The 14,209-nt window shown below is 46.3% G+C and carries 19 protein-coding genes; all 19 read left to right on the top strand.

Annotated features, from left to right (window positions below):
* Positions 1–54 precede the first annotated feature (54 nt).
* The 19 genes from D0C16_RS08215 to D0C16_RS08130 are packed head-to-tail and all read left to right on the top strand — an operon-like array spanning position 55 to position 14,206.
* Positions 55–693: a DUF4400 domain-containing protein gene (locus D0C16_RS08215; RefSeq protein WP_191968670.1), complete on the top strand. Its 639-nt coding sequence runs from the start codon at positions 55–57 to the stop codon at positions 691–693.
* A 21-nt stretch (positions 694–714) separates the two neighbouring features.
* A complete protein-coding gene (locus tag D0C16_RS08210; RefSeq protein ID WP_151031861.1) occupies positions 715–1,404 on the top strand; it encodes a hypothetical protein in 690 nt (229 codons plus the stop codon).
* The gene (locus tag D0C16_RS08205) at positions 1,404–2,171 is read left to right on the top strand and encodes a hypothetical protein (protein WP_151031860.1); all 768 of its coding nucleotides are present in this window, start codon (positions 1,404–1,406) and stop codon (positions 2,169–2,171) included. Before D0C16_RS08210 ends, D0C16_RS08205 begins: the two co-directional genes overlap by 1 nt.
* Positions 2,168–2,779 (top strand): transglycosylase SLT domain-containing protein, encoded by a 612-nt coding sequence (locus D0C16_RS08200; RefSeq protein ID WP_151031859.1) that lies wholly within the window; start codon positions 2,168–2,170, stop codon positions 2,777–2,779. The genes D0C16_RS08205 and D0C16_RS08200 overlap by 4 nt, the downstream gene beginning before the upstream one ends.
* The gene (locus D0C16_RS08195) at positions 2,776–3,276 is read left to right on the top strand and encodes a PFL_4695 family integrating conjugative element protein (protein WP_151031858.1); all 501 of its coding nucleotides are present in this window, start codon (positions 2,776–2,778) and stop codon (positions 3,274–3,276) included. The genes D0C16_RS08200 and D0C16_RS08195 overlap by 4 nt, the downstream gene beginning before the upstream one ends.
* On the top strand, positions 3,273–3,587 hold the full coding sequence (locus D0C16_RS08190; protein WP_151031857.1) for an RAQPRD family integrative conjugative element protein: 315 nt from the start codon (positions 3,273–3,275) through the stop codon (positions 3,585–3,587). The genes D0C16_RS08195 and D0C16_RS08190 overlap by 4 nt, the downstream gene beginning before the upstream one ends.
* Positions 3,584–3,820 (top strand): hypothetical protein, encoded by a 237-nt coding sequence (locus D0C16_RS08185; protein WP_151031856.1) that lies wholly within the window; start codon positions 3,584–3,586, stop codon positions 3,818–3,820. Before D0C16_RS08190 ends, D0C16_RS08185 begins: the two co-directional genes overlap by 4 nt.
* A gap of 16 nt (positions 3,821–3,836) precedes the next feature.
* Positions 3,837–4,253, top strand: a complete 417-nt coding sequence (locus tag D0C16_RS08180; RefSeq protein ID WP_151031855.1) for a hypothetical protein — start codon at positions 3,837–3,839, stop codon at positions 4,251–4,253.
* 14 nt (positions 4,254–4,267) lie between these two features.
* On the top strand, positions 4,268–4,624 hold the full coding sequence (locus D0C16_RS08175) for a DUF3487 family protein (RefSeq protein WP_151031854.1): 357 nt from the start codon (positions 4,268–4,270) through the stop codon (positions 4,622–4,624).
* A complete protein-coding gene (locus tag D0C16_RS08170) occupies positions 4,617–5,261 on the top strand; it encodes a DUF2895 family protein (RefSeq protein WP_191968669.1) in 645 nt (214 codons plus the stop codon). The genes D0C16_RS08175 and D0C16_RS08170 overlap by 8 nt, the downstream gene beginning before the upstream one ends.
* On the top strand, positions 5,258–6,064 hold the full coding sequence (locus tag D0C16_RS08165; protein WP_151031852.1) for a DUF3438 family protein: 807 nt from the start codon (positions 5,258–5,260) through the stop codon (positions 6,062–6,064). Before D0C16_RS08170 ends, D0C16_RS08165 begins: the two co-directional genes overlap by 4 nt.
* On the top strand, positions 6,054–7,568 hold the full coding sequence (locus D0C16_RS08160) for a TIGR03752 family integrating conjugative element protein (RefSeq protein WP_191968668.1): 1,515 nt from the start codon (positions 6,054–6,056) through the stop codon (positions 7,566–7,568). The genes D0C16_RS08165 and D0C16_RS08160 overlap by 11 nt, the downstream gene beginning before the upstream one ends.
* The gene (locus tag D0C16_RS08155; RefSeq protein ID WP_151031850.1) at positions 7,549–8,049 is read left to right on the top strand and encodes a hypothetical protein; all 501 of its coding nucleotides are present in this window, start codon (positions 7,549–7,551) and stop codon (positions 8,047–8,049) included. The genes D0C16_RS08160 and D0C16_RS08155 overlap by 20 nt, the downstream gene beginning before the upstream one ends.
* On the top strand, positions 8,046–10,877 hold the full coding sequence (locus D0C16_RS08150) for a conjugative transfer ATPase (RefSeq protein WP_151031849.1): 2,832 nt from the start codon (positions 8,046–8,048) through the stop codon (positions 10,875–10,877). Before D0C16_RS08155 ends, D0C16_RS08150 begins: the two co-directional genes overlap by 4 nt.
* 15 nt (positions 10,878–10,892) lie before the next feature.
* Positions 10,893–11,096, top strand: a complete 204-nt coding sequence (locus D0C16_RS24000; protein ID WP_191968667.1) for a hypothetical protein — start codon at positions 10,893–10,895, stop codon at positions 11,094–11,096.
* A complete protein-coding gene (locus tag D0C16_RS08145) occupies positions 11,080–11,520 on the top strand; it encodes a TIGR03757 family integrating conjugative element protein (RefSeq protein ID WP_191968666.1) in 441 nt (146 codons plus the stop codon). The genes D0C16_RS24000 and D0C16_RS08145 overlap by 17 nt, the downstream gene beginning before the upstream one ends.
* On the top strand, positions 11,517–12,485 hold the full coding sequence (locus tag D0C16_RS08140; protein ID WP_151031847.1) for a TIGR03756 family integrating conjugative element protein: 969 nt from the start codon (positions 11,517–11,519) through the stop codon (positions 12,483–12,485). Before D0C16_RS08145 ends, D0C16_RS08140 begins: the two co-directional genes overlap by 4 nt.
* Positions 12,376–13,863 carry an integrating conjugative element protein gene (locus tag D0C16_RS08135; RefSeq protein WP_191968665.1) on the top strand — a complete coding sequence of 496 codons (1,488 nt, stop codon included), beginning with the start codon at positions 12,376–12,378 and terminating at the stop codon, positions 13,861–13,863. The genes D0C16_RS08140 and D0C16_RS08135 overlap by 110 nt, the downstream gene beginning before the upstream one ends.
* On the top strand, positions 13,856–14,206 hold the full coding sequence (locus tag D0C16_RS08130) for a hypothetical protein (RefSeq protein ID WP_151031845.1): 351 nt from the start codon (positions 13,856–13,858) through the stop codon (positions 14,204–14,206). Before D0C16_RS08135 ends, D0C16_RS08130 begins: the two co-directional genes overlap by 8 nt.
* Positions 14,207–14,209 lie beyond the last annotated feature (3 nt).

Below are 14,209 nucleotides of genomic sequence, written 5' to 3'. Positions count from 1 at the left end.
CAGCATACAACGCGGCCGCCTCGACCAAAGCGGGTTGGTGTCTGGGGTTGGCTGATGCAGACAACGGTAGGCAATGTATTTCGTTTTACCGGATGGTCATTAATCGCTATCGGTGTGTCGATCCTTGTCGAATGGGTGGGTATGGTCAAATTTTGGGGGCCTGACCATTCACGAAAAATTTTGGAATTGGAAATTACGTATTTAGGTGCATACAACCGTAATTTAATTACCGGCCTCTATCCGCAAGATGTTGCTGTGACCTTCATGACGTGGGCGGATAAAGCCGTATCCATTTTACATTTGCGTGAAGTTTCAAACTGGTTTGCAGGGGATGTAAACAGCGTTACGCAGGTCATTGCTTACGGCCTTGATGCCATGATCAACACCATTTTTATTTTCGCCGTGCGCAGCGCTATTTGCATTAGCGCCTTGTCGGGATTTGTGCTGGTTGGACTAGTGGCATTTATTGATGGTCTGGTTGAGCGTGATATTCGCAAGGCGTGTGGTGGGATTGAATCAGCAATGCTTTATCACCGTGCTAAACGCATTGTGGTACCGACTTTATTTTTGTCATTCGGTGGTTATCTCACTGCTCCCATATCCATTCACCCAACATTGGTTTTTCTCCCTGTAATGACAGTGTTCGCCGTTGCGGTATTCGTAACAGCAAAAAGTTTCAAGAAATTTTTGTAAGTAACAATTTTTGAGGATTTTATGAACGAGTTTCCGGAGTTACCTGAAGTCAACAGTTTGCATGCTGATCCTGATGAAACGACTCGCCGTCGTAACAACACGCAGAGCAATCCTCGCAATGGATTGACGAAGACAACAGTTATAGCCGTTATGTTATCAATTGTTGCTGCATTACTAATCTCTCTGACGATTGCAATGTTGGGCAAGGATCCAATACTGCAAATGTTTGGCCTTGCTCCAGAATCCAAAAAACCGGATCCATTTAAGGTGGCCATCGAAGAAATGAGTGGAGTGGTCAAGCAGCTGGCAGACGATCTGGATACGATCAAGTTAAAACAATCTGAACTACAGGAAAATATTAACGCTGGAAATTTCGCCACGCAAAAAGCAACGCAGAGATTGGAGAATTTAGAGCGATTCTCCTCATCGCTGGAACAAAAAATTGAGCAACAGAAAAAAGTCCAGCAAGCCGCTGCAGCTAAACCGGTAGTTAAAGCGGCGCCCAAACCCGTTCCCATCATTCCGGTAGTGCTGATATCCATACGCAACATCGCCGGAACGTCATACGTTTCCCTCCGTGACGGGTTAGATGATTCCGATTTATTAATGCCTGGTGATACCTGGCGTGGATGGACGCTCATTGCAGCGGATACCGCAACGAAATCAGCCATTTTTACCGTGGCAGGCAAGCAACAGGAGCTTCGTTTGTAATGGCTAAGCATCTGATTGGTATATGCATAGGGTTCGTTGTTACTTTGCTTTCAGCAATGCCATCATTCGCACAGTTTTTGCCTCAGACGCCAATTGTTTATACCCCGACAACAACAACTGATTCGCTTTTGAATCGTTATTCAAAAATGCACAGCAAACCCAATGCGTATTGGCAATTGACAGACGAAGAGTGGACAACTTACGAAGAATTGAAAAAGAAATCGCCATGGTCTGTTTGGGAGAACCATTCTACGCCGCTTGCGATGCTGTCTTATTACAGTTCCTCCATGGAGGAGAAACGCCGTTACGCCCGTATCGAGGCAGAGTTGGATGTATGGCGCCAATACTCGGTAACGGAATTCCAGACCCTGTATGACAAAGAGCGCACCATTGTTCAGGAACGTTACGTCGAGTACATACAAAAACGTATGCCGACCTTGGCGACGTTAAAGCCCTTCGACAAATTGCGCCTGTTTGTGAATGCCGGTGATTGTGATGTGCATTGTCGATCATTGGTAACCCGGATATTAAAAACCCAGGCAAAGGTGGATATTTTCATCATCGGTGCGGCTGATGAAAAGGCTATTTTTAAGTGGGCTGAAAGCGCCAGTATTCCCGTCGAGCGTGTAAAAACCAAAGAGATAACGCTCAATTTTGATAACGGTATTTTCGCCGCAGCATCAAAGAGCATGGCTATCCCTACGCCGAAATTGCCCGCACTGTTCAAGCAAACGACGGGTGGTGGTAACCAGGTGGTGGCGATATGAAATTGCGCGTATTGCTGTTAGCAATCCTGAGTGGAACTTCATGTATCAGCATCGCGGAAATTCCGCGTGCCTATCGCATTATTGCCGACTACTACGGCATGCCAGCTGATGTGTTTTTTTCAGTAACCATGCAGGAAAGCGGTAGGTCGAACGATGGAAAATTATTGCCTTGGCCCTGGACGCTAAATATTGATGAAAAGCCATTCTTTTTTGAAACACGTGAGGAAGCCGAAGCTGCATTGATTAATGCAATGACTGACGCTGCGCGTCAGGGACGCATCGGAAAAGTTGCGGTGGGCTTAGGGCAAATTTATATGCCTGCGCATGTAGACAATTTTAAATCACCACTGCAAGCACTCGATCCAACGATCAATTTAAATTACGCGGCTAACCTGCTGGTTAAACATTATCTCTCTACGGTTGAACAAGGTTCTCCTGATTGGTGGGTGGCAGTCGGAAAGTACTACAGTCCCGGTGATGGGCCCAAGGGAAGGGCACAGGCAGCGTCCTATCGGCAAATGGTATTTAACCGCTGCTTGCGATTTAGTGAGCGCTGTTACGAATACGGTCAATCAATGGCGCCTCGCCAGGAAGGGGGGGCAGGATGATTCGCAAATTATTTTCTGTGTTCTTACTGCTGGTGTCGTCTTCCTGGTCCTTTGCGCAGCCCGAGGTCATTGCTGATTTTGGTGGGCGCGACACTGAGTTTCCAAAAAGGAAACACATTAAACAGCAACTCCTTGATCGCAAATCACTCGCAGAAAATATCGTGCCTGCAACAGCACCTGATCATTTTCCTATTCGCTCGGAATTGACGGTTGGGATTGTTGAGCAGACTAAACATTCGTACCAGGTCACCAAGCCGATGTTCATCATTGGTGTCGACAGTTTATCTATCGAATGGTTAATCGCCAATAAAGCCCACTTAAAGGCAATTGGTGCACAGGGCATTGTTATCAATGTGTCGTCGCAGGAAAACATGGATTTTCTAAGAGCGCGTGCGCCCGGTTTAACGCTAAGTGCAGTCCCTATTGATGACATTGCCAGTAGTTACGGCATACATCATTACCCCGTATTGATTGATAAAGAGGATATCAAACAATGAAAAATATGTTAGCGAGGTTGATGGGTTGTGCACTCATGTTCAGCCAAGCAGTAATTGCAGAAGTAGATACCACTACGGAGGCAGAAAAACGTTATTTAATAAAGGTTGCGCAAGAACTAAAGCATCTTGATGAGTTAGCTGCGAAAGCAGCGACTAATGCAGATCCAGATGCACGTGTTACATTGGATTATGTGGCATTGCGAAATGATTTACAGGAAATGCGTAGAGCGCTGGAGGCGCATTTGCAAAAGCCATCGCGCAGCCCAAGAAAAATTAATGAATTGGCATTTGCAGGTAATACCCCGCAATGAATTCTGATGCGAAAGAGGTATTTCTAAATTATTTCGGTGCGGTTGATCGATTGTATTTAGGTTTGGCAGTCACGTTATTTGTGTTGGCAGCGCTGGTTTTGATTTATATAACTATTAAAGCTTTCAAGGATAGAAGCGAAGAGAAAAACAAAGATGATATGAGTGTGTTCATGGTGGTGTTGAGAGGACTGGTGATGCTGCTGTTTCTGGTAGCCATTTTTATGTTCTCTTAAATCATCGGAGTTAATTATGTTACAACTAGTTCCGCCTTCACGGATGGTGATGGCTCGCCTGCGCGCTCAATTTCAACGTTGGGTCTCTCTGTTCAATCTCCCCTTATTACTGCTCGTGGGTCTGTTCAGCATTAATGCTGCATACGCCCAGGATATCACCATGCCAGAAATTGATATTGACGGCATTGATGAAGATTCCGACGGAGCAGACATTCTTATCATCATTCTCAAATTTCTCGGAAAAATCGCTATTTGGGGTGCAATGTTGTACGCCGGTTTCGTTGCACTCAAAACCATTTTGAAATCCTGGAACGAACAAAAATCGAATGACCAAGGCCGTTGGGGTGCTGTGATCGGTGACTCCCTGGGTAGCGTGGTGATGGTGATTTTTGTGATCGCCGTTGGCACTTGGGTTTTACGTTTCATGAGTTAAGTCAGGAGGCCACTATGTCAGAGCATGATGATCCCTTGGCGGACGCGGTCAATCAGGAACCCATCGTGTATTACGACTGCACGCAAACCGAATTGATGACATCAATTTTGGTTGGCGCTGTTGCTGGATTAATTATCGGCGTAATGATCGGCGTCGCTATCGGAATCATCATGTTCGGCATTGTGATTGGTTTGATTATCGGTCTTGGTATTACGTGGGGTTTGTTGGAATGGCTGAAGTACATTCGCCAGAAATATTACCTCACCTGGTTTAAAGAAAAGGTGCTGTTGATGAAGATAAATTTCGGTTTGGTAAACACCAAATACATCGGTGAATCCAAACGTTTTGGAAAAGGAGCACGCCGTGGGTGATGCACGCAACGCGCTTCATTCGCGCGACTCTCACATTTGGACATTACGCATTGCTTTAGTTTTTGCATTCGGCCTGGCGTTTTTCCAGGCATATGTAAATTACCAGCGGCAAAGTGAAATTACGGTACATGTACCGCCGGATTTATCCCGAGGTGCCACATTAAAACCAGGGATGCTTCAAAAGCCTAACACCTATTCATTTGCGCATTATGTATGGCGTGGGCTCAATGATTGGCCGGAGTCAGGAAAGGCGGATTACAAAAAAGCAATTGAAAAATACAAATGCTTGATCACGCCGGAGTTTGAGGCGTGGCTTAAGAAAAACATGGCTGAGAAAAGTCGGGCAGGTGAACTGGATCGAACCCGTGTGTTAACGGAAGAGCTTTTTTACCAAGAGGGTTTTGTCAGCGATGTGGGCGTAAATGTTTTTAGTGTGGCCATGGTCATGAAGCTCCAGGAGCGCGTAGGGGGAATGGTCATCAAGAATGTTGCTATGAATTATTCGCTCCGTGTTGTGCCTGATTTCCGCAACTGTAACGAAATGGGTATGGCGGTGGACGGCTTCATGGTAGACCCGACTCGCGCGGAGAAAGAGGCCGAAGAAAAAAGCAAAAAAGAGAGGGCGAATAAGTCATGAAGAAATCATTGTTGATAATCCTTCTGTGTAGTTTTCCATTGCTTGCTTATGCAGACCGTATGCTGGTGTGGGATAAGAATCCTATTACGATTATTTTGCCAGTTGGTGAAGAAGTACGCGTGACGTTTCCAACTGATGTCAGTTTGCAGATACCCAAGTCATTGATTAGTTCGCTTGAGTCACTTGCACCCAATCAGCAAATTGTTTATTGGAAAGCGACCCAGCCGTTCGATAAAGCTAGAGTCGTCGCCCCGAGCGCAGATAACCAAACAGTGTATTTAATTGACCTGGTTACGCAGGAAAATGCATTAGCGGAATCCCTTGTAATCGAAGATCCGGATCGTGTTATTGCACAACACAATGATGAACCGCCCAGGGATTTGTTGGAAGGTGTTCAGGATCTATTAGATCCACCAGAGATTGTGCTCACACGTTTCGCTTCGCAGTCGCTATACGCACCGCGTCGATTGATGCCGGTTAATCCGGATATTGCAACTATGCCATTGGTTCAAATTCCTGCCAATTTTCCATTAATGCGTAGCCAGAAAGGTGAACAATACCGTCTCAGTGTAGTGAGTGCCTGGTCAGGTTATGGTTTGCATATCACCGCCGTATTACTGATTAACCAAAGCGAATTGAATCTCGCGGTTAATCCAGGATTAGTACAGGGCAATTTTTCTCACATCACACCGCAACATCTCCAGCTAGGTCCTAAGGGAAGTCTTGAAGACCGGAAAACGTTATATCTGATTTCTTCCGTTCCCTTCAATGCGGCAATCCAGGAGGACGGTTATGGCTACTAGTATGAGCAGCAATAAGTTGGTGTGGGTATGCGTCGCTGCATTGGCGGCCATTGTGATTGTTGCCTACGTGAATTCTGACAGTGAGGAACCGGGGAAGAAAACCGAAACTGTTCAATCTGAAAAGGATACAGGCAAAAAGAAAGGGAATGCTCCCAAAACTGAAGATGGCGATACGGTTGCGGAGACTATTCGTGAAGTTCAGGCTCGCTTTGTCGAATCCGAAGCAAAAAATGAAAAATTGAATAAAGACATGGATGAGATGAGACGTCAATTGAATGCGCTGCAGAACAAGGGAAACAGTGGGGGATCTACCAGCGTAACAGACCCACGGGTGAGTCAAGTTCTTGAACAATTTTCGTCAATGCAAACTGCTGTAGATACGCTTACTAAAAATGTGGTGAAACAGAATGACGACTCTACGGCTGAAAATAATGGGTATGAAGTCACTACGATCGATTTAGGTTATTCGGATGGTTCAGGTGGAAGCAGTAAAAATAAAAAAGGGTATTCATTGGAGCCGCAAGCGTTACCCGGATATGTCGTTGTTCGTCCGATGACGCGCACCCAGTTGCTTACCACTGATCCGAAATTAGCGGAAAAAATGTTGCGTGAAAAATTGGGTAACGGTTTGGGGGATGTGAAATCTGCCGCAGGTGCGGTAACACAACAAGCGGAAAAAACTGAATTAACCAATACGTTAAAAAAATCCGGCGGCAAAGTACTGGCAGACGTTAAACCGTATTACACGATCCCCGCTCGTGCCACTATTTTCGAAGCGGTGGCAATGACCGCATTAATCGGTACTGTACCGCTGGGTGGAAAGGTCAATGATCCATTTCCCGCAAAATTCATTGTCGGTGAAGAAAACCTGGCGACCAACGGTTTGCGCATTCCAGGTTTAAAAGGAATTATTTTTGAAGGCATTGTACGTGGTAACTGGAGCTTGTCGTGCGCGGCGGTGAGCTTAACCAAGGCCACCTACACATTTACTGATGGCCGTGTTCACCATATGGGTTATGAACAAGAGCAAGGTGGTTCAGGATCCAAAGCGGGTAAATCCCAATCTCCTTTTGCCGAAGGTGAGGCGTCGGCAAGTATTGGTTATGTGACCAATCCGCAAGGTATTCCCTGCATCCCTGGGAAGCGGGTTACCGATGCGCACAAGCAAATGTTCACTATGGGGCTGCTCGGTGCAGCTGCCAGTCATTTTGAAGCTAAAGCTGCTGCAGAGACTACGACCACTGACAATCCGTTAGGTGGTGGCTCGACCTCAGTTACAGGCAATAAATCAGCCTTTATCAATAACCAAACCTATTCCGACACCATCGCAGCAGCAACTGACTTTTACAGCAAGCGGATGCGTGACTCTTTCGACGCAATCTACGTCGACCCATCGGCCAAAGTGTCTCTCAACATTACCCAGGATTTGTACATCGACTATCACAGCGATGCGCGCAAGCTCGCTTATTCCACAGGAGGCAATCATGTTAATCGCATGGATTAATCGCATTATCGCAATTTTCATTATCGTGCTTTGCACCGGGTGCGCGTCGTCCTTGGAAGGTGTAACAAATCCTGATGCACCGAATATGAAGCAGGTTTATGAGGATTACACCGGTACCAACACCGAGCAGCTCGATAAACGTCAGGCTGAATTACTCCAGCGTCCTGCATTGCATGATGACGATTTGCAATTGGAATTGCCGCCATATCCTGCGCGTCTGGATCATTTGTATCCACGGTTACCCAATCCTGATTTGTTTATGTACGTGCGTCCGCATGCCGTAGGGTTAACCGGTGCACCCATTCCGGCGTACATCACACGCTTTTCCATGTACGAACGCCAGCCCTATGCATTGCCGGGTGAAACCTTGGATGCGGCAAAAATTGTGACTGATCACCGTGTAAAAAAAATAAAAGAGCGTGAAGACGCACAGAAAAAAGAAGCCAATAAATCACAACCACGGGAGTTATTTCACGAATGACGTCAGATCCATTTATGAAAGTATCTGAAGGCATCCGCGATTTTCTGTTACGTGGATCGCCTTTAAATGGCAAACCGGTTACCGCAACGGATGTCAAACGCGCTTACACCTATCGATCCCCCATTGCGGGCTATTTGCCGTGGCTGGATATTATTGATGACGATAAGTTGCTATTGGAGGATGGACGCAGTGTTGCGGCTGTTTTTGAATTGCAACCAGTACCCACCGAGGCACGTTCAAAAGAGTTTCTATTACAGCAACGCAATCAGATTCGCGATTTTATTACGGGGGCTTTTGAAGAGCACACGGTATGTCCCTGGGTTGTATCAACCTATTCCTGGTTGGATGCGGCCGCATTTACGTCACTTGCTGATGCGGTAAAAGCGCATGCGATTAATGTGCATGCACAACGCGATACCGTAGTAGATAAATACACCGATCACTTCATCGAAAATATTTTACGACCCCATGTTGCCGATATGTCACGCAAAGGTGGTTTGTTTACAGATCCATTGGCAAATGACCGTCCATGGGGCGGTTCAAAACGAAAATCCTATGTGGTGTTTTATCGTCGACATACCGGCGCCAGTACCCGGCGTAAAGGCATGACCCCAGAAAAAGAATTGGATACGCAGTGCGAGCGTGTTCATCAAATGCTGCGCGCAGCGGGATTAAATGGGCGGCGTTTAAAGGGCAAAGCCATTCGTGACTGGTTGTTTCGATGGTTCAATCCAAATCCAAAACAAACGAAAGGCGATGTTGAATCCTGGTTGAAAATGAATCCGTACGCGCATACGGAGGATGAGAAAACCGCTGAATACGATTTATCCAACGATATTATGACTCGCGATGTACGCTCTGATAAATCTACCAACTGTTGGTATTTTGATGGCATGCCGCACACGGTATTGTCTGTTGAGCAAATGAGTCAGGTTCCCAAAATTGGACAGCTATCAGCGGAGCGTTATATCAGTGAGGAAGAGGTGAGCGGTGCAAATGCACGCATCACATGTTTGATTGATGAGCTTCCGGAAGGCTCCATGGTTATCACTAATTTTGTCGTGAAGCCGCAAAGCGCTGTGCGCAAACATTTGGAAAAACTCGCGAAAAATTCAAAGGGTGATACGCCGGAAGCCCAGGCAACACGAGACGATGTTGCACATGCTCGGGCGCAAATTGCCCGAGGCAATAAACTTTATCCTTACAGCATCGGAATTGCTGTGCGTGCGGTAGATGATGATGAAATGGATAACATCATTATGCAGGTCGATACCAAGCTCAGTGCAAATGGATTACAGCTGATTGATCCTGAATACGACGAAGTACGATTGGATCGCTACATTCGATTTATTCCCGGTGCTTATGATCCTGCACTAGCGCAAGTCGAGATTCGCCAGCGCCTTGTTTATGCACACCACCTGGCAAATTTATTACCGGTATACGGTCGCAGTGTGGGTACCGGCAATCCAGGCATTCTTGGTTTTAATCGCGGTGGTGAGGCATTTACGTGCGACCCATTATTCCAGGGTGATCGCACGAAGAACGGACATTTATTTTTATTTGGGCCTACTGGTGCGGGTAAGTCCGCCACGTTGGTATGGCTGCAAATGTTGATCACCGCCGTACACAATCCTCGATGGGTGGTGATTGAAGCGGGTAACAGTTTTAACCTCCTCTCCGAGTTTTTCAAACTGTGGGGTAAGAGCGTTGTTGATATTGTTCTTCGACCTGGACAAGCCCCGTCCATCCCTCCGTTTAAACCTGCACTTGATCTCTTTGATGAGGATGGAAATTTAAAACAGAGTCATTCTGTCATTGAAGAGGTAATGGATGGTTCTGCAGAGCTCCAGTCTGCTGCAAAAGAGGCTGATGAATTAGACAATTCGCAACGCGATATCCTGGGTGAAATGCTTATTATCGGTCGCTTAATGGTAACCGGTGGTGAGGTCATGGAAGAAGCGCGAATGAGTCGCTCGGATGTGGGATTGATTAAGACCGCCATTTTAAATTCGGCGAGAGCAGCAAAACTTGCCAAGAAAAAAGATTTGCTCACAGAGGATGTGATTAATGCGCTCGCGGATTTGAAAACAAATAAACCTGAACGTGCTGGACGTATCGATGAGATGGTTGAGGCGATGGGTTTATTTATTGATGGCTTTGCTGGCGAATTATTCAATCGTCCCGGCGATGAATTACCCGATGCTGATTACATCAGGATTGAGATGGGTGCGCTGGCATCGGGTGGATCCAATAAAGACAAACTATCCGTTGCTTATATCTCCATAGTGAATCAAGTCGTTGCACGAGCGCAACGTACGCAGCGCGATGGACGGCCGACCATCAATCTCACCGACGAAGCTCACGTTATTACCACCGATAAATTACTTGCTGCATATCTGGTAGTGCTTTCCAAATTGCTTGGCCGACGTATGGGGTTGTGGCTCTGGCAAGCCACGCAAAATATGAAAGATTATCCCGACGATGCAGAAAAAATGCTCGCGATGTTTGAGTGGTGGATGTGTTTGTTCGTTGATCAAGGTGAACTCGCCAATATCGAACGTTTTAAGGCGCTTACTCCGGATCAAAGAACCATGTTGCTTTCCACAACCAAAGCGCCTCGCAAATACACCGAGGGCGTAATCATGAGCGATACCGTTCAAGGTCTATTCCGGATTGTTCCTCCTGGTTTATGCCTGGCATTGGGACAATCGGAGAAAGAGGAAAAAACGGCGCGAGCGAAATTGATGGATCAACACAATATCACAGAGCTTGAAGCTGCAACGATGATTGGGGAAATGATCGCTAGCGGGCGACGTAAAGCGGCGTAAGTCGAGGAAATAGATATGAGCGAGTCTATAAGTTACGCATTAAAAATTACGGGTGATGAAGAAATTCCGTGTCATCTGAGTGAGTTGAAAAGAGATGATCTTTTTTATCTGGTGCAGGCTAGCAAAAAAAGTAAATTGCTTATCGCAACGGATGATGCGTTTCAATCGGATGTTAATGGTCAAACAATATGGAGTGTACCTCATGAAATTCACGCGTAATGCACTTTTCCAATTCACGTTGCTGCTGCTTTTCAGTATTTCAAACATTGGCCACGCGCAAACACAAATCGAAGTGTTTACCGATACTCCGACGGCATTGGGCAATGTACCTGGTATTGAAGTGATTCACTATGATCTGAGCGTTCCAGAAAGGGTAAAAGAGAAATATTTACCGGCGCTTCCAGGCGATATTGATCGAGCCAAACAAATCATGAAGACCTATTTAGCCTCTGCGCAAGGAATGGAATTTCAGAAGGCGATACGTGAAGCCTACCGTGGCCATGAAAAAATGGTGCAGTACCAATTAGAGAAGATTCCAGCGGTAGTTTTTAACCAGGGTCAATACGTGGTGTATGGCATCACTGATATTCAAAGAGCGCTCGCGCTGTATAAATCACATCGCAACCTGGAGGAAGCGCCATGAAACGATGGATAGCATCAATGCTGATTGCTGTATTGTCATTATCGGCCGCTGCTCAAACTGTGAAGACAGGGAAAAAGAACGGGAAGTTTGGGACGATGGATATTGTGGAATCCGCTGTTGAGTGTACCGACTGTTTTGATTGGGAACTAATAGGGATGTGCTTCTGGTTGAAGTGCAAATTATTTTCGTGCAGCGTCGAAACGTCGATGCGTGTTCGGCATTACATTCCTGACCTGGTTGTGTCCAGCTACACCTACCAATCTGAGTGGGAGGACACCAAAGATTGGAACCACAATCCGAGTGGTGCAATCGGCCAAAGCGAGAGTATTCAGGATCAAGCAACTGCATTGGATTTTAAAAGTGTCGATGTGATTTCCCACCCGGCGCTACCCATTTATAACAGCTTGGGTGGTGAGGAATATTTCTGCGAATCAATGCTTGATATTCCGATGATGCCGTATTTTCTTAGCAGTCATGATCCCTCATGGAATGAACCTGGCATCGAGCAATTGTACCCACAATCAATTTTAGGTTTGCCGCGCTTCAAGACGGGCACCGGTTCCTGGCTCTCCGGATTATTGGAAGGCTCATGGGCACCGTTGTATCCACGTTGCGGATGGGGCGCACATCCATACGATCCTATCAATGCTGCCGTAGCGGCGCACCGTGCAACAGAAATTGTTACGCGTAATGCACAGCCACATATTTATCTACCTCTAACTGGTGACTGCGATAACCGGTGTTGGAAACCGGGGCCCGTCAATGTCAACGAAGGCGGTGACAATCGCTTTCAAATGCTGGTGCCTTGGGTTGAAGACTCCACGCGCATTTTAAATGGCCCAGCTACCTGGGCAAATGGAAAAAACATCACGCGTGAAAGTTACATGTGGACGTTGTGGCGACGCTATTCCTGCTGTGAAAAAAAGGGGCAAGCATTCCTCTTCAAAATTGATTTCAAGAGTTAATCCTATGAGTACATTCACATTATCAATTGCAAAAAAAATCATGCTGGGATTTTTGGTTGTCATCACTCATTCGACGATGGCTGGTGACATTGTTCGCCCCACTGGTGATGGTTCCTGGTATTACGCTATCGGTGGAGGTGATCCCATGATGTATTACCACCAATCCAATAAAACCACGCTCAACCTTTCTGCCGGTGCGGAATGGAATATGTTTCGCGGATGCAGTTTTGATCCGAGTTTTGGTATTGCCGAAACATTCTCTGATATGAAACACAATGTTTATGGCTTGTCGGACGATGTTCTGGGCGCGGCTACTGCGGTGTTTAGTGCATGGGGCTTATCAAAGATCCAGGAGAACTGGCCGGGGTTGTATGACACGTTGACGAAAGGCCTGAAAGACGCCAAGGAAACTTACACGCTGTCTTTAAAAACATGTCGTGATGCAAAGGCTGATCTACGTGCGGGTAGGGATCCCGTTGAGGGGTGGATTGCGGTTACCCGCAAAAGCTCCTGGGACAAAGCATCGAAGGCTGGGGAGAATCCGGTTACTGCAGAAGAAAACATTGAAGCTACAGCAGGGAACAGCGGTGTTACGTTTGCTGGTGGTTTTAAGAAAGGGGGCCTTGGGCAACCACCTATCAGGATTGTTGAAGACACCATCGGTGCGGGTTACGAACACCAGGTAGGTTCTCTCGCACCCGAGGATCCGGATGATGTTACGGGTGATAGCAATATTGCGCGCGTCTTTCCAACTGCAACCAGTGCTACATCCTGGGCAACTGCAGTAGTGGGTGAACGTGAAGTAAGGACTTGCGCAAGTTGTGACAAATTAAAAACAAAAATGGGTCAAGGTTTGCGTTTCCAATATCGCAAAGAGCGTGAGGTTGTGAGCGCTGATTTAAAAACGTTAATGAGTAAACCGCTGAACTACAAAATGTCGGCTGCTGAACTGGATAAATTATCTGTTCCAGGAATGGGCCTGGTTATTAATGATTTGACAATTCAGGATTTGAAACGTGCGCCGTTAGATGAGCAGGCCATTCTCGCTAACAAACTTACTGGAGAAATTGCGCTGGCTCGCGCAATGGAAAAAGCACTCATTGTTCGAGATTTATTAAATGCCGGTGCGCAAGAGCCAAACATTGCATCAGTTGGTGATGCGGCGTCGACAGAAATTGATTATTCACGTCAACGCTTACAGGCCGAAATTGACAATATTTTATTTGAAACAGAAGTTCGCCAAAAAGTAATTACTAATGCGGCCGGTACTATTGCGCAACGGGGCACAAAACGAAATAGAGATGCCGGTGCTACAGATTACATGCGCACCAAAACTAAAGAGCCACGCATGATTGATGGAGCAATCAGTGATGAATAAATCTTCATTGGCCAAGCGTGGCTTCAAACATGTGATGTGGCTTTTTTTAAGCTTCGTTCTGTTAATCATTATTGTGAAAATTGGATTGGGGCTCATTGGTACTGAAGCAGAACAAATTGAAATGCTTAATCGCTGGAGAGATTCAGGATGGCTCATCTGGATACGTTATGCGATATACGCAGTCCTTTGGTTTGGATGGGGGCCACTATTGCGGCAATTTAACAAAGAATTGTCCGATGCAATGATCAAAGCGAGCCGTCGACCATTGATTGCGCTCATTGTGCTGTATGAAATTTTTATCGCGAGAGATTTACCGCGGTTAATTTCAAGTTGGATATCGTAGGGA

This window comes from Cellvibrio sp. KY-GH-1, assembly GCF_008806975.1.
GTDB lineage: Bacteria > Pseudomonadota > Gammaproteobacteria > Pseudomonadales > Cellvibrionaceae > Cellvibrio.
This window is presented reverse-complemented; position numbering and strand designations above follow the sequence as displayed.

What these genes read in the sequence shown, in the direction of transcription:
- D0C16_RS08215 (WP_191968670.1), top strand. Translation starts at nt 55, where the DNA reads ATGCAGACAACGGTAGGCAATGTATTTCGTTTTACCGGATGGTCATTA.
- D0C16_RS08155 (WP_151031850.1), top strand. Translation starts at nt 7,549, where the DNA reads ATGTTAATCGCATGGATTAATCGCATTATCGCAATTTTCATTATCGTG.
- D0C16_RS08180 (WP_151031855.1), top strand. Translation starts at nt 3,837, where the DNA reads ATGTTACAACTAGTTCCGCCTTCACGGATGGTGATGGCTCGCCTGCGC.
- D0C16_RS08130 (WP_151031845.1), top strand. Translation starts at nt 13,856, where the DNA reads ATGAATAAATCTTCATTGGCCAAGCGTGGCTTCAAACATGTGATGTGG.
- D0C16_RS08140 (WP_151031847.1), top strand. Translation starts at nt 11,517, where the DNA reads ATGAAACGATGGATAGCATCAATGCTGATTGCTGTATTGTCATTATCG.
- D0C16_RS08195 (WP_151031858.1), top strand. Translation starts at nt 2,776, where the DNA reads ATGATTCGCAAATTATTTTCTGTGTTCTTACTGCTGGTGTCGTCTTCC.
- D0C16_RS08160 (WP_191968668.1), top strand. Translation starts at nt 6,054, where the DNA reads ATGGCTACTAGTATGAGCAGCAATAAGTTGGTGTGGGTATGCGTCGCT.
- D0C16_RS08145 (WP_191968666.1), top strand. Translation starts at nt 11,080, where the DNA reads ATGAAATTCACGCGTAATGCACTTTTCCAATTCACGTTGCTGCTGCTT.
- D0C16_RS24000 (WP_191968667.1), top strand. Translation starts at nt 10,893, where the DNA reads ATGAGCGAGTCTATAAGTTACGCATTAAAAATTACGGGTGATGAAGAA.
- D0C16_RS08210 (WP_151031861.1), top strand. Translation starts at nt 715, where the DNA reads ATGAACGAGTTTCCGGAGTTACCTGAAGTCAACAGTTTGCATGCTGAT.
- D0C16_RS08185 (WP_151031856.1), top strand. Translation starts at nt 3,584, where the DNA reads ATGAATTCTGATGCGAAAGAGGTATTTCTAAATTATTTCGGTGCGGTT.
- D0C16_RS08175 (WP_151031854.1), top strand. Translation starts at nt 4,268, where the DNA reads ATGTCAGAGCATGATGATCCCTTGGCGGACGCGGTCAATCAGGAACCC.
- D0C16_RS08190 (WP_151031857.1), top strand. Translation starts at nt 3,273, where the DNA reads ATGAAAAATATGTTAGCGAGGTTGATGGGTTGTGCACTCATGTTCAGC.
- D0C16_RS08165 (WP_151031852.1), top strand. Translation starts at nt 5,258, where the DNA reads ATGAAGAAATCATTGTTGATAATCCTTCTGTGTAGTTTTCCATTGCTT.
- D0C16_RS08205 (WP_151031860.1), top strand. Translation starts at nt 1,404, where the DNA reads ATGGCTAAGCATCTGATTGGTATATGCATAGGGTTCGTTGTTACTTTG.
- D0C16_RS08135 (WP_191968665.1), top strand. Translation starts at nt 12,376, where the DNA reads ATGGAAAAAACATCACGCGTGAAAGTTACATGTGGACGTTGTGGCGAC.
- D0C16_RS08200 (WP_151031859.1), top strand. Translation starts at nt 2,168, where the DNA reads ATGAAATTGCGCGTATTGCTGTTAGCAATCCTGAGTGGAACTTCATGT.
- D0C16_RS08150 (WP_151031849.1), top strand. Translation starts at nt 8,046, where the DNA reads ATGACGTCAGATCCATTTATGAAAGTATCTGAAGGCATCCGCGATTTT.